This window comes from Halomicronema hongdechloris C2206, assembly GCF_002075285.3.
Lineage (GTDB): Bacteria > Cyanobacteriota > Cyanobacteriia > Phormidesmidales > Phormidesmidaceae > Halomicronema_B > Halomicronema_B hongdechloris.
Window position 1 is genome coordinate 3,070,131 of sequence record NZ_CP021983.2, and the last position, 22,489, is coordinate 3,092,619.

Here is a 22,489-nt window from a genome sequence, read left to right on the forward strand (position 1 = left end):
GCGCTGAAGCCGGGCTAGCTGCTGCTCGGCCAACGCTCAGCATCAGGCTGTTCAAACTGCTAGAGGCTGCGGGGGGCAGGCAGTCCGGCTTGGTCTAGCAGTCGCTGTAAACTGCGTTGACTGGCCGCCACCATCCCCAGGTAATAGTGGCGTTGGGCTGAGGGGGCTTGGGGCCACTGCCAGGCGGTGGCCTCCCAGTCATAGAGCTGCTCAGCCAGATAGAGGCCGTGGCGACCGCGATGGCGGTTAGGATCGGCGGTAGCTAGGGTATCCACGAGTCTACTCAATCGGTGTAAGACTCCCTGGGCCACTGGGGGCAGCGGCTGGGGTGGTGATGGCAAAGGGGGAAGAGCGATGGCTGGCCAGCGACCTGACGTTTCCATGGGGGCTAGGTCGTCCAGCCCACCCATTTGGTGTCCCTGCCGCAACAGGCGCCAGCAACTGGCATGGCTATGCTGCAGCAAGGCGAGCTCCGATAGGTGTAGCTTTTTGGCTAGGGGGCTACTATCGCAGGGCAGGGGCAGGGGCCATTGGTGTTGTAGAGCTGGCTCCGGGGGGGCCTTGTACACTGCCTCTAACCAACTGGCTAATTCAGCAGCGGTGAGACAATATTGCAACCAACCCTCCCCCTTGACTTGGGGGACCAGCGCCACTTGGAGCGGGGGCGCTACCAGGGACATGGACGCCAGGGTGGTCTGCAGGGCTTGGGCCACGGCCATCGGGGGCCAAGGGCCAAGGGCGGCTACGGCATGGGCCACCGCAGAAGTGTAGGTGAGGCCCGGGCCTGGGACGTCCAGATGTAGGGGAATGGAGCCAGAATGAGTGCCGATATCGGCCTGGCTGATGAGGGCCACTGCCGCCGAGTCTAGCCGTAGGATTGCCGCAGGCAGGGCCTGATGTAGTGCGTTTTGCAACATGCGTTTGAGGGATATAGATACCATCGCTACTGTCATCGCCATCGCAGTGGACCGCAGACTCCTGCTAGGGGATTGAATCGTCACCGATCTGTCTCAGATGAATTACTGGCAGTGATTTGGTTAATAAATATCCACAGCCAGGAGAGATCAGGGAAAAATTACGGAGTCTTTGGTTTAGTATTAAGGGGTTTAGCGCGTTGCTGGCCCTGCTGCTAGTTGCTCGTAGCTAAGATCTGTACTCCATTTCGGTACGGGAGCATGTTCCTGGCATTCTACTCTAGCCGTATGCTAGCCATGGTCAGTGCCATCTATCCTGCCCGAAATCTGGTGTGTTTCCTGCCAATGTTGCATTAGGAGCTAATGTGACGATCCTTACGTCTGTTCCCGTCATTGCAGTATCACCCAGTATGTTTGGCCATGTATCCACTGACGCCGTCTGACTATGCCCGGCCGTTTTTGACCTGGCAACGGATTGCTGACTGGGCCCAGAAGCACTATCGCTCTCGCACCTTTAGTAAAGACGAACGGATTCCGGTTCGGACTGGCTTGTTGTATTTGGTGGAACGGGGGGCAGTGCGGCTGGTCAGTGATGCTCATGTCATTGCCAGTCAGCGGTCTCAAGAGCCCTCTGAATCCCTGGCGGAGGCGGCTAATGAAGAGGCCTTCTTGGGATTCGTTGGGGCCGGGCAACCGTTTGAAATCATTGCTCAGTCTCCGTTTGCCTTGCAGAGCTACGCCCACGTCGATCAAACCAGTGTGCTCTGGATGTATTGGCAAGACCTCGACAATTGGCCCCATTTTCGTCGGGAAGTGCTGGATGCCTTTCGCTACCAGCATCAACGGAAATTGCTCTGGCTCAGTACCTTGGGCCAGCGGCGCACCATCGATCGGCTACTGGGGTTTTTGATTTTGTTGATTGAGGAGTTTGGCCAACCCTATGAGGGGGGCTATTACTTACCCTGGAGCTTGACCCATGCTCAGATTGGCAGTGCTATTGGCTCCACTCGGGTGACGGTGACTCGCTTGATGGGGAAGTTGCGCCAACAGGGGCTGATTCGACTCTACAAAGATGGGCTCTTGGCTATCCCCGCCGATATCGTGCAACAACAACAGGCCTAAGTGTGGGGCCTCGATATCCAGGGCTCACAGCAGGTGGGAAATCAAGTGGTAAATCAGGCGGTAGAGGGTTGCGATCGCAACTGTCCCCAGAGCCGCCATAATGGCCAAAGCCACCACGGCTTGCCCCGGAGCGCTCAACCCGGCCAGAACCAAGCGCAACGGCGGGAACCACAACACCACCCCCAGGGTTACTGCGGCAATAATGATCAGATCGACACGCTCGATCACCCGTCGCCACTGCAGTGCGACTAACCCGGCCAATAGCAACAACCAGGCGCCACTCCCTAACCAAGTGGTGCCTAGGGTACTGGCTAGAGCCAAGGCTAGGAGGCTGCCTTCAAATCCGGTGAAGGCGGCTCCACCGAGAAACTCAACCAGAGAGAAAGAAGAAGTAGAACGGCGGCGGGATGGGGGAGGCGGAGTCGGGGGTGCAGTCTTCCCGGACGGACTAGGAGCCTGGGCTGGGGCTGACTTAGTAGTAGAAGGCTGCAGAGTAGTGGAGAGCTTGGGAGGCTGCAGAGCGACCAGGGCATCCTCAGCACTGGCATAGCGCTGCTGGGGATCTGCCATCAACATCTGCTGCAGCACTATTTTCAGCGACGGGGTCACCTGCAGCTGAGGCGGCCACTGCCAGCGGTTTTGGTAGGGATCGTATAATTGCTTTGGCTCCTGAGCGGTAAGTAACTCTAAGCAGGTCACCGCCAGGGCATAGAGATCTGTCGCGGGGTACACCGTCCCCCCAGCCATTTGCTCTGGTGGCGCGTAGCCGGTCGAATAAATGCTAGTAGACTGAGGGGCTGCTGCCGTGGCCTGCTTCACCGCGCCAAAATCCAGCAAGAATAAGCGGCCATCTCGCCGCCGCATGATATTAGAGGGCTTGATATCCCGATGGATGGTGCCATGGCGGTGGACAAAGGCCAACACCTTTAGCATTGATGTCAGCATTGCCTGCACCTCCGCCTCAGGGCGAGGCCCTTGTTGCGCCAGAATCTGGCCTAGATCCTGGCCATCGATAAATTCTTGCACTAGATAGAAATATTCCTCCGTCCGGGTGCCGGGCCCCCCAGCCACCTGCAAAGGAAAAAAGGCATACAAATCAGGAATTTGAGGATGCTGATTTCCCAACTCTTCTAAGACCATCGCCTCACGCTCGAATAGGGTCTGAGCCACCTGCAATGTCTGGGGCGTCATGGAGGTAGCCGGTTGAAATAACTTCACCACGCAGGGTCGCTGGGTCGGGGTGTAACGATCTCGCGCCCAAAAGGTAGCACCAAACCCGCCTCGTCCCAAGGTCCGCTGGGGAATATAGCGCCCTGCCAAGATCAGGGGCATACCACAGCTGGTGCAATATTTCTGGGGTAGAGTTTTGAGGGTTGCCTGCGTGAGCTTAGGAAACCAATTGACAGGCTTAGAGCAACCGGGACGGGTGCAGTAAATCTCCATTGCACTGGGAAACGACCAAACAGCAGCAGACGACAGTAGCAAGTAACGAGTAACGAGTAGTTGATTTGCTCTTCACCCTTCACTCTTCACCCTTCACCCTTCACTCTTCACCCTTCACCCTTCACCTTCCCACTCTCTTACTCCCCCGATACCCCATCCTCCGAAGAAGACACCTCTGCCGTTGCTGCCGCTGCAGTCTCCAGAACTGCCCCATTTTTCTGGGCAGAGGCCAACTTCTTCGTCAATTCTAGGGGGTGGTTGGTGAACTGGGGTAAAATCTCCTGGGTAAAGGCTTCGGCGGCCTTGGAGCGATAGCGATTGGGATTGAAAATCACCGACAGGGTGCGGTTGACCACAATGGAATCAATGGTGGCCCGGTGCAACACTCCCATCTGCAGTTCCTTTTCAATGGCCGAAATAGATACAAAGGCTACGCCCAACCCCGATTGCACTGCTGTTTTGATGGCTTCAATGGAGTTGAGTTCCATTTCGATGGTCAATCGTCGGGTGTCAATGCCGCTACGACTTAACACCTGATCGATGACCTTGCGGATGGTGGATTGGGAGTCGAGGGCAATGAATTGCAGCTTGTAAAGGTCGTCCCGCTGGATCTGGCCGCTACTGGCCAGGGGATGGAAGACCGGCATGATCAAGGCCAGCTCATCTTCAGCGTAGGGCAAGATCTGTAAGGAATCCTGCAATTCTGGGGGCACCTCGCCGCCAATAATAGCTAAATCCACCTGACCGTTGGCCACACTCCAGGAGGTGCGGCGAGTGGAATGCACATGTAGTTGCACCGTCACATCGGGATAGTGCTGGCGAAACATGCCAATCATGCGAGGCAGCAGATAGGTGCCTGTTGTCTGGCTGGCGCCGACGATCAAGGTGCCTCCCTGCAAGTTTTGTAGGTCTTCGATAGCCCGGCAGGTTTCTTGGCACAGGCTAAGGATGCGATCGCCATAACTGAGGAGCAGGTGTCCGGCTTCGGTCAGTTGAGCCCGACGACCGCCCCGATCAAACAGGGGCACATCCAGCTGACGTTCTAGATTTTGAACCTGCAGACTGACAGCCGGCTGTGATACATACAGGCTGTCGGCAGCCCGCTTGAAGCTTCCCTCAGCCGCGATGGCTTTGAGAATTCGGAGTTGATCTAGAGTAAATGGAAGGTCAGACATAAAAACTAACCCGAAACATTAGAACACCCACCAAACGCATAACTTCAGAGCATTAGAGCGTCTTGACGTCAGGTAAGGACAGGGTAAGGACTGCCGCAGGCGTGGAATTGATGGTAACGCTGGCATCAGCGTTATCCAGACACCTGAGCCAGGGTTGCCTAGACACTGTCATAGGCTGTGAGCCCAAGGCAACTGACTCCCCTGTTTAGGATCGTTAGTGTTTAACCTCAACAATAGATACTCCACGATTTGATAAAGGATTACAAACGATCCGCACTCCCTAGATTACTTGCTTGCGGCGATCTCCTGAAATAAACCTGCCTAAGTCCCGCCATAAGTTGACCGAATTGTTGAGGAATAGTTGAGGTGCTAAGGGGGCTAAAGCACACCCCTCCCGCAAGTCCCAGGAGACGTAGCGCAGCTGTGGGGTATGGAACTTCTGCTAAGGTATTTCAAAAGACTTGTACCGGGAATTGCCCTCGGTTGCCTATGTCGCGTTCCCTGAGATTGAGTCCTAGACAACAACATGTACTCTGGGCAACTGTGCGCCACTACGTTGCCACGGCAGAACCGGTAGGATCCAAGGCCCTGGTTCAAGAATATAACCTGTCGGTGAGTCCAGCCACGATTCGTAACGCCATGGGAGCACTGGAACGGTCGGGGCTGCTGTATCAACCCCATACCTCGGCAGGGCGGGTGCCTTCGGACTCTGGATATCGACTGTATGTGGATCGCCTGATGCAGCCGTCAGAGGAATTAGCCCGTCAGGTGGATTCCCGCTTCAGCAGCGATCTCAATTGGCCCGCCTGGAGTCTAGAGGCGTTGCTCAAGGGAGCGGCCCAGGTGCTGGCTACCCTGAGTGGTTACTTGGCCGTGATCACCGTGCCCCAGACTAGCATGGCCTTGATCCGCCATCTACAGCTAATTCGGGTAGAGTCAGGGCAGATTCTATTGTTGGTGTTGCTCGATTCTCTAGCGACTCAGTCTATGGTGCTGCCGTTGCCTCAGCCTGGCAATGCTGAGGAGGCCGGCTTAGAGGCCCTAGATCGAGAGTTACAGATTCTCTCTAATTTTCTGACCCATCATCTGCGGGGGCGGCTCTTGTCTGAGATTACCACCCTGGATTGGAGCGAGTTGGACCGAGAGTTCCAGCGCTATGCCGATGCCCTACGAGAGGCCATGTTGGAGTTGGCTCGCCATACTGAGGTCTTGGCTCCAACTCAGCTCATTGTTAGCGGCTTGGCTGAGGTGTTGCGGCAGCCGGAATTCTCTGAGTCTCAGCAGTTGCAGGCCATTTTACACCTGTTGGAAGAAGAGCAGTCTCAACTGTGGTCCCTAATTGGAAAATCATCGCCGGCGGTGGAGGCGTCTCGGTTGCAGGTTTGGATTGGCTCGGAAAATCCCCTGGAACCAATGCAGGGGTGTGCCTTGGTTTCGTCCACCTATGTTAAGGATGAACGGCCCATCGGCAGTGTCAGTCTGCTGGGGCCTACCCGCATGATGTATGAAAATGTGGTGGCTGTGGTGGAGGCGGCGGCGGACTATCTATCTACCACCTTGAATTAAGCAGGGGTAAAGCCTGGGCTAGCGACGGCTGAGCCAACGGGCGGCAATGATGCCCCCGATCAGACCGAAAAGATGGCCTTCCCAGGAAACACCGGTCTGGGTGGGCAATATGCCCCAGATGATGCTGCCATAGAGGAAAAACACCAGAATCGCCATTGCGATCGCAACTAGGCTGCGCTCAAAATAGCTCCGCATCATCAGAAAGCCAAAGTAGCCAAAAATCAGGGTGCTGGCGCCGATATGCACCGACCCCGTAGCTCCCACTAACCAGATTCCTAGCCCGCCCACTAGCATCACCACCAGGCTCACCAGCCAAAAATCTCGAATCTGTCGCAGCATGATCAGCCAAGCCAGGGTCACCAGGGGTATGGTGTTGGCAATCAGGTGAGTCCAACTGCCATGGAGAAACGGGGCCAGCAGAATGCCCCGCAGGCCCATCCAGGTGCGGGGATGGATACCATAGGCCCTCAAATCTCGAGGAAGCAGCCAATCCACGCCATGAACCAGCCATATCACTATCACCAGTCCCCCCAGGATCAAGACCTGAGCCTGCAGTTCGCTCCAGAGGGTGCCATCGTCGTTAGGGTTAGTCATCGGCAAGTCGGTTAGCAGTAGGCCAAAGGCAGCTGGTCATGTATGGCTTGCGGCCAGGCCTCGGCCTGAGCTCTCGGCCGAACGGCTACGCCAAGGGCGTTAACGGTGCTATATGACAGGCTGCCTGCCATTCACCCTAGATTTACCGGAAGTTCACGGCTAACTCCCGATCTAGATGTCACACTAAACAATGAAAGAACAGCATTCCTACTCCCTCAGGTGTTCATCACAGAACTGTTAGCAGTTCTCTCGATTGGGGCAGCCACTGGCCTTCGGCTAGCCATGCCTTTGCTGCTGATTGGGCTACTCTCGGGAGAGCAACTCTGGTCTAATGTACCGCTCTTGGCTCACCTACCGCCTCAATTGGTGATTGGGATTTTGGCTGCTTGGTCCTTGGCCGAGTTGGTGTTATCGAAGGATCGCCCTAGTCAGCGACTGTTTCAGCTGACGGAGTTGGTCCTGAGCCCGGTAGTCGGGCTGCTGGCCGGTATTGCAGTGGCCCGCACTGCTGCCTTGCAGGGTTGGCTGCTGGTGCTGGTGGCAGGAGTGGCCACGCTACTGGCCTTAGTCATTCATCTGGTGCAGCTGGGCTGGTTCTATCGGCCTCAACCGCCTCGGCTTTGGGTGCTGGTGGCCGAGGATTTTCTCTGTATTGGGTTGGTCTTCTCGGCCTTTGATGCCCCTCAACACGGCGGCATTATTGCCCTGTTGCTGCTGTGGCTAGTGATCCGCACCTCTACGGCCTGGCGACAGTGGTATGGTCGCCCCCTACAGCGCTCGCAGCGCCGCCGCAAGCGCCTGCGGCCCCAAGATTGAGACGGCGGCAGCGTCGATACTCAGGGCCAGGCGTCAGAGTCATGAGGTCACCCGACTCCTGGCTAGAATGAGGTCACCTGGGCCAGAACGTATCGTCACCTGGAGGCCACGGCCATGTATCTAGACGCGCCAGTCAAACCAATCGGTGAGAAACGCATGGCCTTCCATGCCCTTGATTGGCAGGGGTTCAAACAAATTCAGCAGATATTAGCCCAGCGCAGCCATGCCCGATTCACCTACGATCAGGGAATTTTAGAGATCACTATGCCCCTGGAAGGCCATGAGCGATTTGCCCGGTTGATTGAACTATTTATTCGAATTATGGTGGTCGAGATGGGGGCGAAGATGAAGTCCATGGGGTCGACCACCCTGGAACGGGCAGATTTGCTCAAAAGCGCTGAGCCCGATAATGGATATTACCTCCAAAACTACCATCGGGTCGCCGACCACGAAGTCGACCTAGATCGTGACCCAGCGCCGGATCTGGTGGTGGAAGTGGATATTACCCACACAGACATTAATAAATGTGCCCTTTATGCCAGCCTGGGTGTCTCGGAATTTTGGCGCTTCGACGGCCGAGAATGGATCATTCTGTGCCTCGTCAACGACCAATACGTCCAGCGCGATCACTCGCCCACGTTCCCCTGGGTGGAGAAGGTCGATCTTTATACCTTCTTAGAGGCGGCGCTGGTGGATGAGGTGGCTGCCGAAGTAGACTGCCGCCAGTGGGTGCGTCGGCAGATTGATCGCGGTCTACAGTAAGCCCACAAAATGGAGGGGACCTTGGCCGCTGACTAACTCCAGCAGTAGAGCCAAGAAGCCCACCATGGCTAGGCGGCCATTCCAGACCTCGGCGAAGGGAGTTAGGCCCCAAGCAGAGCGTTCTTGAGGGTAAAGCTTCACCTTCTCGGGTTGGACCACATCAGAGAATAGGCAGCGGGGAGCCTTTAGGGCTTCGACTACCATGTCGGCCATGTCATCGATGAAGCCGCCATGGGTGTTCAGGGCCGGGACCCGATGGAAGCCTTCGATGCCAGCTTCTTCGGCGATTTCACGATATTCGATGTCGATTTCTTGCAGGGTCTCGATGTGCTCAGAGACGAAGCTGATCGGCACTACCACCAAGTCTTTCACCCCTTGATCGGCCAGGGTTGCGATCGCATCTTCGGTGTAGGGTTGTAACCACTCCATCGGTCCCACCCGGCTTTGATAGGCCAGGGTGTAATCATTGGGCCGGTTCAGGGCCTTCATAATCAGCTGGGTGCAGTGCTCGATCTCCTTCTGGTAGGGGTCTCCCGCTTCCTCCACATAGCTGCTCGGCACCCCATGGGCACTGAAAAAGACATGGGTGGCATCGGGGTCTGGCAACCGATCGAGTTCCCGAGCAATCAACTCAGCCATGGCCCGCACATAGCCGGGGCGACTGTACCACGTGGGAATCAGCGTGTAGCTGATCCGCTGCAGACCAGGATCCTCTAGCCACAGACGCTCTAGCAGCCGAAAGCTAGAGCCGCTGGTACTGATGGAAAATTGGGGATAGAGGGGCAGGATGACCAACTGCTCAATGCTATCCCGCTTGATGCGAGCCACTGCCTCTTCGGTAAAGGGATACCAATAGCGCATGCCAATGTAAACATTGGCATCATGGCCCTTGTGCCGCAGACTGGCTTGTAAGGCCTGGGCCTGCTCTTCGGTAATGCGCCGCAGAGGAGAGCCACCACCGATCTGCTGATAATTGTCTTGGGACTGCTTAGCACGAGACGAAGAGATCAGCCAGGCTAGGGGTTTTTGCAGCCAGGGAAAAGGGAGACGAATGATCTCTGGATCCGAAAATAAATTGAACAGAAAGGGACGTACGTCCTCAATCTGTTCTGGCCCGCCCAAATTCAGCAGCAAAACCCCAACACGGCCCATGGCAACAGCTCGTTTCCTAGACTTCTAATATTTCTTCGATTATCTTAACAATGATTCTATGACTGAAACATAAAACCTGAGATCACCTGTTCTCGGGCTTTAGGTGTGCTCGAACCTGGTTCATAATGAGCCGCAAAGACGGGCTGTCGTGGCCCCTGACTGCTGAGCTAGACACTAGCTCCACCATTAAGGAACCCTAGCCTGAGATCAGAAAGGTGCAGGTATTCTACCAGGCTCTCCTCTCTAAAACAGCCAGCCGTTGCCAAATCCATGACAGAGCTTTCTTCCCTTGATCCTCGCATCGATCAGGTGAATGCCCGCCTGAAGGCAGCCCGGCTGGGCCTGCGGATCGAGCGGCGGGGACAGACCTTGAATCTGCGGGGCACCCTTCCCCCTCGCCCCGGGAGTCACCGCCTGCGTAGCTATCAGCAGCGGATTCCCCTGGGCATCCCGGCCACGAAGGCAGGGCTGAAACAGATCGAGCAGGAAGCTAAGGTGATCGCCGCCCGCCTGATCGAACACCGCTTTGACTGGCATGATTATTTACAGCCGGGGGGGCCAGCCCTGAGCAGCCGGGATCTGGATCAGCAGATTGAGGCCTTTCGCCAGCATTTTCTGGCCAGGCGCTGCTCCGACACAACCACCACCTCGGCGCACACCACCTGGGAGAAGGCCTACGCCCCCTACCTGCGGCAACTGCTGGTCCGATGCCAGCGCACCCCTTCCCTCAACCTACCGGAAGCCATCTACGCCACGGTGCAGGCCACCGCCGCCGATAGCCGCAGCCGCCAGGTCTGCTGCACCGCCCTGGCCGCCTTTGCCGAGTTTTATCGCATTGACCTACCCATTGAGCTAAAGCAATACTGGGGTCGCTACGGCAGTGGTCGCACCCAAAAGCGGGATCTGCCTGCCGATGCCGACATCGTGACCTGGTTTGAGCGTATTCCCAACCCGGCCTGGCGCTTCGTCTACGGCATCATGGCCAGCTATGGCCTACGCAACCACGAGGTCTTTTTCTGTGACTACTCTGCCTTAGGGCAAGGAGATCCCGAGGCAGTTATTGCCGTCGACGAAACCACCAAGACGGGCTTCCATGAAGTCTGGCCCTTTCCACCCCAGTGGGTCGATCAGTTTGGGCTCCGCTCTGTGCAACTGCCCCAGATTCAAACCGACCTCAGCCGCACCTCGCTACAGCGCATCGGTCAGCAGGTCACCACCCAGTTTCGCCGCTATGGCATCCCCTTCTCCCCCTATGATCTGCGCCATGCCTGGGCCGTACGTACCATCCTGATGGGCTTACCCGACACGGTGGCAGCTCGGATGATGGGCCATTCGGTGGCCATTCACAATCGTACCTACCAACGTTGGATCACCCGCCGCGACCAACAACAGGCCGTGCGCAATGCCCTGGGGCGAGGCTAGGATGTCAGCCATGGCATCAGGGTGGGTGCTTGCCAGGCAACTTTCCTATAATGGCGACATGGTCAGTAGAGGACTTCCCTGCGATGGCTGCCCTACCAGAAACCGCATCCTCTAGCCGAGTGACTTCGCCCCAGGATCGCCTGATCTTGTCCTATGTGCTCTGGGCCCTAGGCTGGTTTGGCATCCATGGTCTACATCGTCTCTATAATGGCAAGATTTTTACTGGGTTGCTGTGGTTCTTTACCTTCGGCCTTCTCTATGTAGGCCAGTTTATCGATCTGTTTTTTGTCCCCAAGATGGCAGAAGAGTATCGCCTGAAGCGACTGGCTAAGGTTGGAGGAACCACAGGGTACCAAGGGGCCACCGCCACGGTGGTAGAGCCCAAGCCAGACCCGCGGGTAACGCTGCTGCGAGCGGCCCAAGCCCATGGGGGAAAACTGTCGGTGACCCAGGGGGTATTGGCCACTGGCTTGGGATTTGCCCAGGTGGAAACCTTGCTGACGGAGATGATGAAATCCGGCTATGTGGACATCGAAAATCATCCCGACAGCGGCATCGTCCTCTATCGATTCCTAGAACTGTAAGGCTTAGCTCCATAGATGGTGGGGAGTATTGATCAATGAGCAATCGCTGCCGTTGGTACTGCTGGAGCTTGCTGGGGCTGCTCCTGGGTGGTTGGCTGGGGCTGCCCATGGCCCGGGCCAGTGCCCCGCGTGCTGCTGATCGCAGCGTCACTTGTGAAATCTTGATCGTCGGTGGGGGCCTAGCCGGTACAGCCGCCGCCTATGAGGGCTTGCTAGCTGGACGCACCGTCTGTCTGACGGACATCACCGACTGGATCGGCGGCCAATTGTCATCCCAGGGCACCACTGCCCTAGACGAAGCCCGGCGGCAGCGGCAATTGCTATTTTATGCCCGCGGCTATCAGGAACTGCGCGATCGCATCCGTGAGCACTATGGTGAGCTCAACCCCGGCGACTGCTGGGTCAGTGCCACCTGCTTTCTACCGGCAGATGCCCATAACCTGCTGTCTGACATGTTGATGGCGGCAGCCGAGCGAGGCAATGGCGACCTGAAGTGGTTTCCCCATACCGTGGTCAAGGACCTAAGCCTAGGAGCTGATGGTCGTCAAATTGAAGCAGTCACAGCGATTCGGCATCAGCCCGCCCCTGGCACCCCAGCGCTGAACAACCAGCCCCTGTCCCATATCCTTGCAGATGCCTACCACTATCAGGGGTCGGCCCGGTTGAGCAAGGAAATTATCCAATTTGTGCCCCTGCCTCCCGAGGCGGAGCCATCCGAGAAGCCGTCCACGGCGCCACCCGCCGACTGGTATGTGATCGAAGCCACCGAAACCGGCGAACTGGTGGCCTTGGCCCAGGTGCCCTATCGTCTGGGGCTCGACCCGCGCTCTCCCCTCAATCCCTCCTCCCCAGTGGAAACCCAAGATCCCTATTGCACGCAAGGGTTTACCTATACCTTTGCCATGGAGCAGCTGGCGGAGCCTCAGATCCAGGTGATGCCACCCTTTTATCCTCAATATGCCTCCTACTACAGCTACGAACGGGCACGAGAGGGCTATTCGGCCCAGGATTATTTCGACTTTGTCTTCACCTATCGCCGCATCTGGAGCCCCCCGGTACCTGAGGATACTGGCACCATCATCGGGGTGGCTCGCCCCCATGTCGGCGATGTCTCCATGCAGAACTGGACCTGGGGCAATGATTACCGCCCGGGCACGGCCCAGGATAATTTGATCTACACCCAAGCCCAGCTTGAGCAACGGGGGCAATTGGAACCGGGGGGGATGGTGGGGGGACTGCGCCCTGGAGACCCTGCGTCGGGGGAGAAGAGAGAATGCCTAGGATTTTATTACTGGTTGGTGGCGGGTAACACCGATTCCCAGCTGGACGATAGCGTCAAGATACCGCATCCCAACCATCGCTTCCTGGCCGGCTTTGACACCCCCATGGGCACTGCCCACGGTCTGTCGAAATATCCCTATATCCGAGAGGGCCGGCGCATTATCGGTCGCCCCGCCTACGGCTATCCCCAGGGGTTTGCCGTCCACGAGGTGGACTTTTCCTGGCAAGATTTTCGCGGCGAGTACTACCAAACTCAGCTCGATCCCCGCACCTATCTCCGCCTTTGGCGCAACCTGGCCGGGTTGGCCACCACTAGGGTGATCGAGCAGGGCACCCCAGCCGAGGAGATTCCCCGACGGATGCGATCGCGAATTTACCCCGATGCCGTCGGTATTGCCCAATACGCCATCGACTTTCATCCCTGCATGGCCCAGCATCCTCCCGAGGCCCCTGGCAACATCGAACGTCCTGGGGTGCGCCAGGCCCACGGCCAGGCCTATCCGGCTCAGATTCCGCTGCGGACCATGATTCCCCAAGAGATTGACAACCTGCTGGTGGCAGGTAAGAGCATCGCCACCAGCACCATCGCCGCCGCCGCCTATCGAGTCCACTCCTTCGAGTGGTCGGCCGGGGCCGCCGCTGGCACCACCGTAGACTTCGCCCTAGACCAGGGACTATTGCCCTATCAACTAGTCGATGATCTGCCCCAATCCGAGCCCCAGTTAGAGCAACTGCGCTGGCGCCTGGAAGGTCAGGGAAACCCCACCGCCTTCCCTGGCACCTCCATTTTCAATGAAGCTTGGCAGGATTGGCGTCCCTGGTAGCCGGGGCCGTGCCCCTGGCTACCTGCTAACCTGTGGAGGCAGTGCTATATGCTGAATACCGTGGCTACTGACGCATCTGGGATTTTGACACGGTGGTGGCAACGTTTATTTTCGATTTCGACGGCACCATTGCCGATAGTCTGGGGGCTATTGTTGCCATTACCAATCGCTTGGCCCCCCGATTTGGCTATGAGCCCAAGTCTCCGGCAGAGGTGGCTGACCTTAAGGACCTGCACACCCGCCAACTGCTGCGGCAGTCGGGACTATCTTGCTGCAGTGTACTGTGGCTGCTGCGGCGAGTGCGTCAGGATTTGCAACGGGAAATTCCTCACCTGCAGCCCTTCCCAGAGATGATTGAGGTGCTGACTACGTTGCATCAGCGGGGATATCGCCTGGGGATCTTGACCTCGAATACGGCGGACAATGTGCACCTGTTTCTGAGGCTGCATGGCCTCAGTCCCCTGTTTGATTTTGTGTACACTGGAGCCACCCTCTTGGGTAAGCGACGGCCGCTGCGGCAGCTTCTGCGTCGCTATCAGCTAGACCCTGCCACCACTGTTTACGTTGGGGGATGAGGTCCGCGACATCGAAGCCACCCGGCAGACGGGCATCCGCTCGGTTGCAGTCACCTGGGGATTCAATAGCGAAAATGTACTGGCAGACCATCACCCTAATTTTCTGGTCTTGGCACCAGAGCAATTACTTGCGATCGCAGATGCGCTATAGTCGTCCTGGAACAGGAAGGAGAGTGGGGTGACGGCAACCCAGACCCCTCGAGTATTGGTCGTCTTAAATGGCAAAGGTGGCGTCGGCAAAACGACCACCGCTGTTAACCTAGCTGCCGTCTTTGCAGAGACCCAATCGGTATTACTGGTCGATGCCGATCCCCAGGGTTCGGCCAGCTGGTGGGTAGAGCGCAACTCAGCCGCCTGGACATTTGATCTCACCCAGGAAACAAATCCTCATCTCTTGAGTCAACTCAAGACCGTCCAGACCTATCATTTAATTGTGGTTGATACCCCCCCGGCCCTGGATTCTGAGGCACTCAATGCCGTTATTCCCATGGCCGACTATCTCTTGATGCCGACACCCCCGGCTCCCATGGATTTAGCCGCCGTCATTACCACCATCAAACGGGCGGTGATGACAGTGGGGGTGCCCCACCGAGTCCTACTGACCCGAGTTGACACCCGTTGCCTAGGGGAAGCCCTAGACGCCCTGGCCACCCTAGCGGACGTTGGCATTGCCGCCTGTAAAACCTACATTCGGGCCTACAAAGCCCATGAGCGAGCGGCGTTAGAAGGAGTCCCAATTACTTCTTGGCGCGGGGCCCACGGCTCGCAAGCCCGAGCAGACTACTGCCGCGTGGCAGAGGAACTAGAGCAAGAATGGAGCAAGCCATGACTAAAAAGCGTCTCTCTGACCTTCTCAAGGAAGAGGCACCTCCCCCTCAGGACGACCAAGAGAACCAGGCGCCTGAGGCTGCCCCGGCCCCGGCAGCCAAAGCCACCAAACCCAACTCTTCTGATAAATCTAGTAGATCCAGCAGACGAGTCACAAAGGCTGACCTAGAGCAACAGGTGCAGGACCTGACAGAAACCCTAGCGGCTAGCCAACAGCGGGAAGCCGCCCTGCAGATCAAGATTGATGACCTCCGGGCCGACCTCAAAGACCATCAGACACGTCTCTATGACCTCAAAGCAGAGTTGGCTCAGAGTCAGGCTGAGGGCAACGATAAGGCGACCCAGATTACCAACCTCACCCAGGAGCTTGCAGAAACCAAACAAGTCATCCTGAAAATGACCGAAGCCACTACTAAACCAGCGGTAACGACTACGGCCGACGCCAAGACCGCTTCGGCTCGACCGGCCTTAGAGGCGAAACCACCTGCTGCAAAATCGCGTATGGTTCGCGGCCGCGACATCGTCAAAGACCGCCGCATTCCTGACTATGCCATTCAACGGGACGCCCAACCTAGCCTCCTCTCCGATGAGGATATCGGCTGGGTAGATTGATTCCGTTAGGCTGAAGCGTTTGTCTAGAGAAACCATGAGTGAATTACTGCCGTTCCCGCTGGTGTTTAATGCCACGGTAATTGCTAGCGTCGCCCTCTGGGCCTTGGCTCTATACTTAGGGTTTTCTCCCCTGAGCCACTGGGTGGCCCATCAATTTAATCGCTGGCTGAACTTTGCTGAGCGCTCCCTATACACCTCTAAAGAAGAGTTTGAACGCACCCGCCGTGGTCGGGAAGCTCAGAACGCCTTTTTAGGCTCGCTGATGAGTATCGTGCCGTTTTTACTGGTCGGCGCTCTACTGAACTATGCCGTGGAAGTGGGCCTAGGGCGTAGTTGGGCCTTTAGCCTGGCCATGATTGCCTGTATTGGCGGTGGGGTATATGAACTGGGCCGCCACCATGGGCAGGACCCCTAAGGTCCCACCCAGATGTAGCAGGCCTAGCCCCTAACTAGCGGCGTCAGCCGTGGTCAAGATTCTGTTGATGAGTTTATCCGGCACTGGGGATAAATGGTCGAAACGCCATTGAAAGAACCCCACGCCCAGGGTTAGCGATCGCAACTCCAAAATCATGGTTTGCAGTTCGGCCTCAGGAATATAGCCCGAAACCAAGTCCCAACCACTCCAGCCAGGCTTCTCGGCATAGCCCAGAATCTGACCTCGCCGACCGCTAATGAGCCGCAACACATTGGCAGTGAAGCTATTGGGCACCGAAATATCCACCGCCGTAATCGGCTCCAGGAGAACCGGTTCACAATTGGGCATGCCCCGTTGCATGGCAATGCGAGCCGCCTGCTTAAAGGCCTGCTCGGAGCTATCGACGCTGTGGTAAGAGCCATTGGTCAGGGTGACGGCCACATCCACCACTGGAAAGCCCAATGGCCCCTGAACCAGATATTCTTGCACCCCAGCCTCGACACTGGGGATATATTGTTTGGGGATGACGCCACCGACGATAGTGTCTTCGAAATGGAATCCGGCCCCCCGTTCTAGGGGATAAATTGACAAGTAAACATCACCAAATTGACCATGACCGCCAGTCTGGTGCTTATAGCGACCATGGACCGAGTCTTGGGCCCTACGAATCGTCTCCCGATAACGCACCTGGGGAAGGTGAGTAGTCATCGGTAAGGTGTACTTGCGTTGCAGTCGTTCTATGGCCAACTGCAGGTGCATATCTCCCTGCCCCAAGAGAATCACTTCGTGGGTATCTCCATGCTGCTCCCAGTGTAGGGCTGGATCTTCCTCCAGCAATTTCCCTAGGGCCCCACTCAACTTCACCTCATCCCGTCGATTTTCTGGCACCACGGCTAGGGCATAGACCGGGGCTAGTTCCTCGGCTCGGGGTAACGGCTCGACAGAATCCTCACCAATGGTCAAGGTGTCTCCGGTTTGGGCACTATCCAGGCGGGCAACGCCGACGATGCTGCCAGCCCCGGCCTGGCTGAGGCTGATCTGTTGTTGCCCCATCAACTGGTAGAGCCCGCCCATACGCTCGCCATTGAGGCTCTCACCGTCTGTTAGGGTCCCCTGCCACACCCGCACTAGAGACAATTTGCCCCCCTGGGGACTGTAGTAAGTCTTTAGGACTTGGGCTAGGGGCAGATCGACAGAGATACCCTCACCCCGGCGTTGCCAGGTGGCATCGGGGTCAGGGGTTTCTCGTACCAGGGCATCTAGCAAGGGACGGACCCCATAGTCTTCTGTAGCGATGCCGAACCCCACAGGCACAATCAAGTCGGCCCCGAGTTCTAGCTTAATGTCGCTGACAATTTCCTCTTGAGGCGGCTCAATTTCCTCCAGCAGTTCTTCCAGGAGGTGGTCATCAAAGTCGGCTAGGGTTTCTAGCATATCTGAGCGAGCCTGATGCTCCTCCTGCCGCAGGGTTTCTGGCAGGGGCACCGGGTCCGCGGCGGCTCCGGCATGATAATGGTAAGCTTGCTCGCTGATCAGGTCAATGAAACCCACTAGATCCTGGCCTTGGCGGATGGGATATTGATGAAGCACCAGAGGCCGCGTAGAGACTTCCTTAATAGCCGTCAATACGTCTGAGTAGGTGCCGCTGGGGCGATCCATCTTGTTGATCCAGAGCAGATGGGGAATTTCCCAGGTGTCTAGAAATTGAAACAAGGGGGCTAGGGTAAGCATGCGAGTGGGATCGGGTTCGCAGACGACGATGGCAGCATCGACCCCAATCAATGCGTTGTAGGTTTCCTGCAGGAGTTCGACAGAACCAGGACAGTCAATAAAGTTAAAATGAATGCCGCCGTACTTGGTACAGGCGGCATTGACTTCCACGGTCATTTTGTGGTTTCGGGCTTCTGGGGTGGCGTCGCCGACGGTATTACCGTCTTCAATCTTGCCTTTGCGGGAGATCGCTCCAGTTACGAATAGTAGGCTCTCGAGCAGGGTGGTTTTACCACTAGAGTAGGGACCCACAATTGCCACGTTCCGTGAGCCCGATAATACTTTTTGGGTCATCAGTTTACCCCTATGACATAGTTACGCCCAGCCACAGACCCTGCCCATGGCCCCCAAAAGTAACCAAGGGACGAAGCAGATGGGAACTCTCTAAATCTGGTGCTGCTTAGTGGAGAACAAAGCCGTCATCGACGGGGGTAAAGGGCTGAAGGGTGAAGCAACATCAACGCTTTTTCATACTCAGATTCCCACTCAGGCTCTCATCGCCCTCGCTGGTGCGACCCTTACTGAGGGAGGGTTTCATGGCTATAGCCTCAGATTAACCTGGCCATAACCTCTCGGCGCCGAGGGTTTGGAAAAGTTCAAGCTTCTGCAGAAAGGGAGTTGCAAAAGTTTATTTAACCTAATCGTGGACATCCACAAATGGGGGCATAGACTGATGTGCCTAGATAACCAGACTACAGCGTTTTTGAAGCTAGTGAGGTACACAGATGACCATGAAACCCTTGATCTCAGAAGGCAGGCTGTATCACCCTGCCAGGAAATAGCAATGCTTCGCACCTGTCGCAAGACCTTCTCATAACACCCCTGACCAGCAAAACCAATTCACTTCTTCAATGATCGCAGGATGTAATTACGTGGGAGGACGATTTCTGGCCCTATATCACATTGGCAGAGTTCTCACCCTAAACATCTCATCGCTCACCGAAATAATTGCTCCAGGGCAGATGTACCGCATCATAGCCTTGCTGACGTAACCACTCCACTGTGTGCGGAGAAATGCCCATGTCCGCCAAAAACTTCATCCGGCCTTCGCTGTAGTGTAGACGCGATCGGATGCGAGCCAAGCTGCGTATTGTAACGATTGCTGAATATCCTCGGCTTCTAGATAGGGATAATCTTCAATGATTTCGCTAGTCGTCTTACCATTGGCAACCAAATTCAGCACTAAAGAAACAGGCACGCGCATTCCTCGAATACAGGCTTGGCCTGCCATGATCTGCGAATCAAACGTGATGCGGTCGAACCCCAGCACAATTTCACCTCAACTCGAGTCAAATACTAAGCTGAAAATCATTTGTTCACTGATTAGATGATATCTGCCCACAGCGTTTCTGAATCTAGTGAGGTATGAGGATGGCCATGAAACCCTCGACCCCAGGAGTAAGCTGTACCTTACCCAGAGAGGAAATGCTGTATGGTTAGGTCTAGGGCGATTGCCCTCCAGACAGGCTAATGTCAACACTTGTCTAAAAGCTTAACTCCCCAGGAGAGGGACCGGTCGCATCCTATGCTGGTAAACCCGCTTGGTGGAGACGGAATAGGAGACTGCTGAATTACATTGATAGGTCTAAGCGGGAACCAGCCTCGGTTTTAACCACGTCAATGCGAGTTTGGAAGGCCTCGCGAAAGTGAGGGATGTGGGTGACCACTAAAATGCAGGCAAAGTCGGTTGCGATCGCATTGATGGCGGCGATCAACCGTTCACAGCCCTGCTGATCTTGGGTGCCGAAGCCCTCATCGATGATCAACATCTGCAGGGGCACGCCGGAGCGCTGAGCTAGTAACCGGGCCAGGGCCAAGCGAATGGCAAAGTTGACCCGAAAGCCTTCACCACCGGAGTAGGTCTCGTAGGGGCGGGTGCCTTGGGTATCGGCGATCAAGATGTCGAGGGTGTCGATCAGTTTGCTCTGGCGACTGCGCCCGACCCGCTGGGTAACAAACTGCACATGGAGCTGGTTGGCGCTGAGGCGGCTGAGGATCTGGTTGGTTTCGGCTTCCAGTTGTGGCAGTAGGGTCTCGATGATCAGGGCCTGAATGCCATTGCGACCGAAGGCATGGGCCACCGCCTGATGTACCCGCTGTTGATGGCGGGCCGCGGTCAGGGCTTGCTGTTGGCTGTCGAGATGGGCCTGTTGCTGCTGCAGATACTGGTATTGCTGACGCAGGGCTCCCAACTGGGCCAGATGCTGCTCCCGAGCCTGTTGACGCCCTTGCAGTTGCTGCTCTAGGTGGACCACTTCGGCCTGGGGATCGGGAGTGGTCTGCAGCCGTTGGTCTAGTTCGGTGAGCTCCGTCTGTAGGCGGCTGAGTTCCTGCGATCGCATCTGCACCTGCCGCTCGATCTCATCCACCTGCTGCTGCACTTGGGGCTGCTGCTGCCGGGCCTGCTCCAGCGCCTGGTACCGCAGCCGCCAATCTTGGGCCGCCCGCAGCTGCTGGCGCAGCTGATGATGATAGTCCGGGCTATAGTCGAGATGGGCTAACTGCTGCTCCACCTGGCTCAGGTGTTGCTGCTGAGGCGATGCTGCCAAGGCTGCTAGCTGGGCTTCCACCTCTGCCAGGGTTGCCTCCAGGGCCTGACGGCGTCCTTGCAAGTGGCGGTGCTTCTGCTGGGCCTGTTTAATCTCGGCCTGCTTGATCTCGGCCCAACGCAGCCGATCCACCTGTCCCCGGGCCAGGGCATGATCGCGCTCGTCGTAGGGTAACTCGGCCAGTTGTTGCTCCACTGCCTGCAGGGCCGTCTGCACATCGGCGGCATAGTTCTGGTGCTCTAGGGCCTGGCGCAACTGGGTCTGCTCCTGCAAAATCTGCTGCAACCGCTGTTGCATGCCGGCACTGCTATCCAGTTGGGCCTGCAGCTGTCCCCGCTGTTCCAGGGTGGGGTCGTAGTTGGCCAATTCAGCGTCTAGATCGCGATATTCCTGCCGTAGCACCTGCAGCTCCTTCTCCGACACCGCTAGTTGCTCCCGAATCACCCAGATCTCTCGCTGTAGGTCCTGCTGCTCCTGGCGATGGCGCGCTAAGATGCCTTGCCGGTGGTCCACTCCCAAGGTGCGATCGCACACCGGGCATGGGGCATCGGGCTGCGCCAACAACTCCATTTTCTGCTCCAGCTGGGCCAGTTGGGTTTCACAGGCCCGCTGTCTGTCCTGCAGCTGCTCCATGAAGCGACGGCGTTCCAACCCCTTTTCCCGCACTCGCTCCTGATAGGCACGCCGCCGTTGCAACTGTTCTAGGGTATGGGTCACCTCCAGCACTGCCTGCTGCAACTGAGGCTGCTGAGCCTGGTGCTGCTTCAAAGTTTGCTCACTGTGGCTCAGTTCCTCCAAGCGAGCCGCCAGCCGCAGTGCTGCCTGTTGTAAGTCGCGCTGTAGCGCCTGGCACTGCTGCAGTAGCGGCAACACCTGTAGCTGCCGTTGATCGAGCTGATGCAAGCGCTCCTGGGCCTGGCGCAGCTGGGCCATCGCCGTCATCACCTGATCCTGCCTCTGCAAAATGGCCGCCAGCTCCACCCCCTCCTGCTCCAGCCCTTGCAACTGCTGCTGAGCTTGCTGCTGTCGTCTCAGCAACTGATCTCGAGGCTGGGTGACCTGTTGCTGCAGCTGCTCTCGCTGGGCGTGTAACCGTTGGTAAGCTTCCCAAACCTGGGAGAGACGCGCCTCCTCCGCCTGTAGCTGTGACCACTGCCCATAGCCTTGGCTAATTGCCTCTGCCTGAGCCAACAACCGACTCACCGCCTGCTGCCGTTGCTGCAGCTCTTGCAATTCTTGCCGTAATCGGCTTCGTACTTGTTGACCGTGATCAACTTGCTGCAGTAGCAGTGTCCGCTGTTGTTGCCACCGTTGTCGCCGCTGCCGTTGCTCCTGCAACCCGGCCAGAGTAGTTTGGTCGGCTTGTTGTTGCTGATCGAGTGTGGCCAAGCGAGTGGTCAATTCCTGCTGCTGTTGTGCCACCAACTGCTGCTGACTCAATTGGGCCTGAAGATCCACCAGGGTTTGCTCCAAAACCTTAGCTTCGGCCTTGGCCTGGCGAACCCGCTCCTTAGCCTTATCCGCCAGCTGATCGTATTGATCCAACTTGAGTAAATCGGCCAGAATCTGCTTGCGCTCACTGGGGCGCTTCAGCATGAACTCATCGGCGCGTCCCTGACGTAAATAGGCCGAGTTGACAAAGGTGTCATAGTCCAGTCGCAGCTGCTGGCAGATCAGCTGCTGCGTTGCCCGCACCCCTCGCCGAGTCAAGCTGAGAAAGCCTGACTCAGTTTCGACTTGAAATTCTAAAGAGCTATTCTGCCGACGCCGGCGGCTGCGGAGAATGCGATAGGTCTGATGATGGTGCTCAAAGACAAAATCCACCTGAGCTTCCATCTCGCCCCCATGGATGACATCGTCATCGCAACTGCCGCGACTCTGGCCCCAAAGTGCCCAGCTAATGGCCTCCAGTAATGATGACTTACCGGCTCCATTGGCTCCGGCAATACAGGCCACATGCAGGCCCTGGAAATTGAGACTGGCCTGCCGATAACTGAGGAAATTTGTCAGGGTCAATTGCTTGGGAATCATCCATTTGCCCTGGGCCGCATCCAATACGATAGCAGTACACGCGATCGTTAATAC

General features: G+C 56.9%; 20 protein-coding genes and 1 pseudogene. 12 read left to right on the forward strand and 9 right to left on the reverse strand.

The features are described from left to right. Positions 1–59 precede the first annotated feature (59 nt). On the reverse strand, positions 60–917 hold the full coding sequence (locus XM38_RS13955; protein WP_137455123.1) for a hypothetical protein: 858 nt from the start codon (positions 915–917) through the stop codon (positions 60–62). Between the two features lie 417 nt (positions 918–1,334). Here XM38_RS13955 and XM38_RS13960 point away from each other — a divergent pair, with 417 nt between their 5' ends. Next, on the forward strand, positions 1,335–2,036 hold the full coding sequence (locus XM38_RS13960; RefSeq protein WP_088430182.1) for a Crp/Fnr family transcriptional regulator: 702 nt from the start codon (positions 1,335–1,337) through the stop codon (positions 2,034–2,036). A gap of 24 nt (positions 2,037–2,060) precedes the next feature. Here XM38_RS13960 and XM38_RS13965 read toward each other — a convergent pair whose 3' ends face one another. Beyond that, complete coding sequence (locus tag XM38_RS13965; RefSeq protein WP_080807946.1) at positions 2,061–3,479, reverse strand: serine/threonine-protein kinase; 1,419 nt, start codon at positions 3,477–3,479, stop codon at positions 2,061–2,063. Positions 3,480–3,616: 137 nt separating this feature from the next. Next, positions 3,617–4,654 carry a LysR family transcriptional regulator gene (locus XM38_RS13970; protein WP_080807944.1) on the reverse strand — a complete coding sequence of 346 codons (1,038 nt, stop codon included), beginning with the start codon at positions 4,652–4,654 and terminating at the stop codon, positions 3,617–3,619. 489 nt (positions 4,655–5,143) lie between these two features. Here XM38_RS13970 and hrcA point away from each other — a divergent pair, with 489 nt between their 5' ends. Beyond that, a complete protein-coding gene (hrcA, locus tag XM38_RS13975) occupies positions 5,144–6,220 on the forward strand; it encodes a heat-inducible transcriptional repressor HrcA (RefSeq protein ID WP_080807940.1) in 1,077 nt (358 codons plus the stop codon). 18 nt (positions 6,221–6,238) lie between these two features. On the opposite strand, the gene XM38_RS13980 is transcribed toward hrcA, so the two are convergent. Beyond that, positions 6,239–6,814, reverse strand: coding sequence for a rhomboid family intramembrane serine protease (locus XM38_RS13980; protein WP_080807937.1), 576 nt, complete (start codon positions 6,812–6,814; stop codon positions 6,239–6,241). Between the two features lie 219 nt (positions 6,815–7,033). Between XM38_RS13980 and XM38_RS13985 the strand changes: the two genes are divergently transcribed. Both XM38_RS13985 and XM38_RS13990 read left to right on the forward strand, forming a co-directional pair. Further along, positions 7,034–7,630 (forward strand): DUF4126 domain-containing protein, encoded by a 597-nt coding sequence (locus tag XM38_RS13985; protein WP_187329410.1) that lies wholly within the window; start codon positions 7,034–7,036, stop codon positions 7,628–7,630. 114 nt (positions 7,631–7,744) lie between these two features. Continuing rightward, complete coding sequence (locus XM38_RS13990) at positions 7,745–8,392, forward strand: Uma2 family endonuclease (RefSeq protein ID WP_088430184.1); 648 nt, start codon at positions 7,745–7,747, stop codon at positions 8,390–8,392. Here XM38_RS13990 and hemH read toward each other — a convergent pair. Further along, on the reverse strand, positions 8,384–9,544 hold the full coding sequence (gene hemH, locus XM38_RS13995; protein WP_080807934.1) for a ferrochelatase: 1,161 nt from the start codon (positions 9,542–9,544) through the stop codon (positions 8,384–8,386). The genes XM38_RS13990 and hemH overlap by 9 nt on opposite strands. Positions 9,545–9,814: 270 nt before the next feature. Here hemH and XM38_RS14000 point away from each other — a divergent pair, with 270 nt between their 5' ends. The 8 genes from XM38_RS14000 (at position 9,815) to XM38_RS14030 (ending at position 16,085) form a co-directional block, all read left to right on the forward strand. Next, positions 9,815–10,966: a site-specific integrase gene (locus XM38_RS14000; RefSeq protein ID WP_080807932.1), complete on the forward strand. Its 1,152-nt coding sequence runs from the start codon at positions 9,815–9,817 to the stop codon at positions 10,964–10,966. 83 nt (positions 10,967–11,049) lie between these two features. After that, the gene (locus XM38_RS14005; protein ID WP_080807930.1) at positions 11,050–11,550 is read left to right on the forward strand and encodes an NINE protein; all 501 of its coding nucleotides are present in this window, start codon (positions 11,050–11,052) and stop codon (positions 11,548–11,550) included. Positions 11,551–11,585: 35 nt separating this feature from the next. Next, the gene (locus tag XM38_RS14010; protein ID WP_088430186.1) at positions 11,586–13,655 is read left to right on the forward strand and encodes an FAD-dependent oxidoreductase; all 2,070 of its coding nucleotides are present in this window, start codon (positions 11,586–11,588) and stop codon (positions 13,653–13,655) included. Between the two features lie 92 nt (positions 13,656–13,747). Continuing rightward, a complete protein-coding gene (locus tag XM38_RS14015) occupies positions 13,748–14,230 on the forward strand; it encodes an HAD hydrolase-like protein (protein WP_187329411.1) in 483 nt (160 codons plus the stop codon). Next, entirely contained in the window at positions 14,220–14,381 is a 162-nt protein-coding gene (locus XM38_RS26020) for an HAD family hydrolase (RefSeq protein ID WP_187329412.1), read from the forward strand. The genes XM38_RS14015 and XM38_RS26020 overlap by 11 nt, the downstream gene beginning before the upstream one ends. A gap of 27 nt (positions 14,382–14,408) precedes the next feature. Beyond that, positions 14,409–15,059, forward strand: a complete 651-nt coding sequence (locus tag XM38_RS14020; protein WP_080807925.1) for a ParA family protein — start codon at positions 14,409–14,411, stop codon at positions 15,057–15,059. Continuing rightward, positions 15,056–15,670, forward strand: a complete 615-nt coding sequence (locus XM38_RS14025) for a hypothetical protein (protein ID WP_137455124.1) — start codon at positions 15,056–15,058, stop codon at positions 15,668–15,670. Before XM38_RS14020 ends, XM38_RS14025 begins: the two co-directional genes overlap by 4 nt. Before the next feature lie 34 nt (positions 15,671–15,704). Beyond that, positions 15,705–16,085, forward strand: a complete 381-nt coding sequence (locus tag XM38_RS14030; protein ID WP_080807920.1) for a hypothetical protein — start codon at positions 15,705–15,707, stop codon at positions 16,083–16,085. Positions 16,086–16,115: 30 nt separating this feature from the next. On the opposite strand, the gene XM38_RS14035 is transcribed toward XM38_RS14030, so the two are convergent. The 4 genes and pseudogenes from XM38_RS14035 to sbcC form a co-directional block, all read right to left on the reverse strand. Next, positions 16,116–18,149, reverse strand: a complete 2,034-nt coding sequence (locus XM38_RS14035; protein WP_088430190.1) for an elongation factor G — start codon at positions 18,147–18,149, stop codon at positions 16,116–16,118. Between the two features lie 665 nt (positions 18,150–18,814). Further along, positions 18,815–18,895, reverse strand: a pseudogene (locus XM38_RS29010) (DUF5615 family PIN-like protein); the annotation flags it as partial. Then, on the reverse strand, positions 18,892–19,125 hold the full coding sequence (locus XM38_RS14040) for a DUF433 domain-containing protein (RefSeq protein ID WP_225889316.1): 234 nt from the start codon (positions 19,123–19,125) through the stop codon (positions 18,892–18,894). The gene XM38_RS14040 and the pseudogene XM38_RS29010, both read right to left, overlap by 4 nt. Positions 19,126–19,426: 301 nt before the next feature. Continuing rightward, positions 19,427–22,459: an exonuclease subunit SbcC gene (gene sbcC, locus XM38_RS14045; protein ID WP_256995633.1), complete on the reverse strand. Its 3,033-nt coding sequence runs from the start codon at positions 22,457–22,459 to the stop codon at positions 19,427–19,429. Between the last annotated feature and the right edge of the window lie 30 nt (positions 22,460–22,489).

Bases quoted from the DNA above. Each gene is read 5' to 3' on its own strand.
- XM38_RS13955 (WP_137455123.1), bottom strand. From the start codon at position 917: ATGTTGCAAAACGCACTACATCAGGCCCTGCCTGCGGCAATCCTACGG.
- XM38_RS13960 (WP_088430182.1), top strand. From the start codon at position 1,335: ATGTATCCACTGACGCCGTCTGACTATGCCCGGCCGTTTTTGACCTGG.
- XM38_RS13965 (WP_080807946.1), bottom strand. From the start codon at position 3,479: ATGGAGATTTACTGCACCCGTCCCGGTTGCTCTAAGCCTGTCAATTGG.
- XM38_RS13970 (WP_080807944.1), bottom strand. From the start codon at position 4,654: ATGTCTGACCTTCCATTTACTCTAGATCAACTCCGAATTCTCAAAGCC.
- hrcA (WP_080807940.1), top strand. From the start codon at position 5,144: ATGTCGCGTTCCCTGAGATTGAGTCCTAGACAACAACATGTACTCTGG.
- XM38_RS13980 (WP_080807937.1), bottom strand. From the start codon at position 6,814: ATGACTAACCCTAACGACGATGGCACCCTCTGGAGCGAACTGCAGGCT.
- XM38_RS13990 (WP_088430184.1), top strand. From the start codon at position 7,745: ATGTATCTAGACGCGCCAGTCAAACCAATCGGTGAGAAACGCATGGCC.
- hemH (WP_080807934.1), bottom strand. From the start codon at position 9,544: ATGGGCCGTGTTGGGGTTTTGCTGCTGAATTTGGGCGGGCCAGAACAG.
- XM38_RS14000 (WP_080807932.1), top strand. From the start codon at position 9,815: ATGACAGAGCTTTCTTCCCTTGATCCTCGCATCGATCAGGTGAATGCC.
- XM38_RS14005 (WP_080807930.1), top strand. From the start codon at position 11,050: ATGGCTGCCCTACCAGAAACCGCATCCTCTAGCCGAGTGACTTCGCCC.
- XM38_RS14010 (WP_088430186.1), top strand. From the start codon at position 11,586: ATGAGCAATCGCTGCCGTTGGTACTGCTGGAGCTTGCTGGGGCTGCTC.
- XM38_RS14025 (WP_137455124.1), top strand. From the start codon at position 15,056: ATGACTAAAAAGCGTCTCTCTGACCTTCTCAAGGAAGAGGCACCTCCC.
- XM38_RS14030 (WP_080807920.1), top strand. From the start codon at position 15,705: ATGAGTGAATTACTGCCGTTCCCGCTGGTGTTTAATGCCACGGTAATT.
- XM38_RS14035 (WP_088430190.1), bottom strand. From the start codon at position 18,149: ATGACCCAAAAAGTATTATCGGGCTCACGGAACGTGGCAATTGTGGGT.